The sequence below is a fragment of the Paraburkholderia sp. Cy-641 genome, assembly GCF_011752945.1.
In the GTDB taxonomy this organism is placed as follows: domain Bacteria; phylum Pseudomonadota; class Gammaproteobacteria; order Burkholderiales; family Burkholderiaceae; genus Paraburkholderia.
Genome location: NZ_VWWM01000153.1, coordinates 1 through 280, shown reverse-complemented (window position 1 = coordinate 280; position 280 = coordinate 1). Strand labels below are relative to the sequence as shown.

Below are 280 nucleotides of genomic sequence, written 5' to 3'. Positions count from 1 at the left end.
GCAATGTGCCGTGGACGCTGCATCACCAGCATTGGGATCACGAGATGCTGAAACCGGCATCGCAGTGCAAGCCGATCACGTATCCGAAGCCCGATGGCAAGCTCACGTTCGACCGGCTTTCGTCGGTATTCATTTCGAACACGAATCACGAAGAGAACCAGCCCGCGCATCTGACGCTGAAAGACCCGACCGTGCCGGTCAACGTCAACTGGCAGACCTATGCGGGTCCGGAGTCGCGCTACTGCCCCGCTGGCGTGTATGAATTCGTCAAGAACGATGA

1 protein-coding gene is annotated in these 280 nt (G+C 57.9%); it reads left to right on the top strand.

The window, feature by feature from the left end; genetic code table 11:
• A partial coding sequence (locus F3J20_RS31770; protein WP_205299436.1) for a 4Fe-4S dicluster domain-containing protein occupies window positions 1-280 on the top strand: 280 nt, incomplete at both ends.